At 52.9% G+C, this 280-nt stretch carries 1 protein-coding gene; it reads left to right on the plus strand.

Translation table 11 applies throughout. From position 1 onward, the window contains the following. Positions 1 to 280 (plus strand): ATP-binding cassette domain-containing protein (locus tag P8629_RS11690; RefSeq protein WP_278166300.1); only part of this gene is annotated, 280 nt, incomplete at both ends.

Raw genomic sequence — 280 nt, forward strand, 5'->3', positions numbered from 1 at the left:
GCCGCTCTTGAGCGCGCCGCCGACGCTTTACGTCTGCCTGAATGGGATGCCAAAATCGCCACTCTATCAGGTGGTGAACGCCGCCGAGTAGCGATTTGTCGTTTACTGCTTGAAAAGCCCGATATGCTACTGCTCGATGAGCCCACCAACCACTTAGATGCTGAATCTGTGGCTTGGCTTGAGCACTTCTTGGTTGATTATAGCGGTACTGTGGTGGCGATTACCCACGACCGTTACTTCCTCGATAATGCTGCAGGTTGGATTTTAGAACTGGACCGTG

Origin of the sequence: Hydrogenovibrio sp. 3SP14C1 (assembly GCF_029625905.1) — a bacterium.
In the GTDB taxonomy this organism is placed as follows: domain Bacteria; phylum Pseudomonadota; class Gammaproteobacteria; order Thiomicrospirales; family Thiomicrospiraceae; genus Hydrogenovibrio.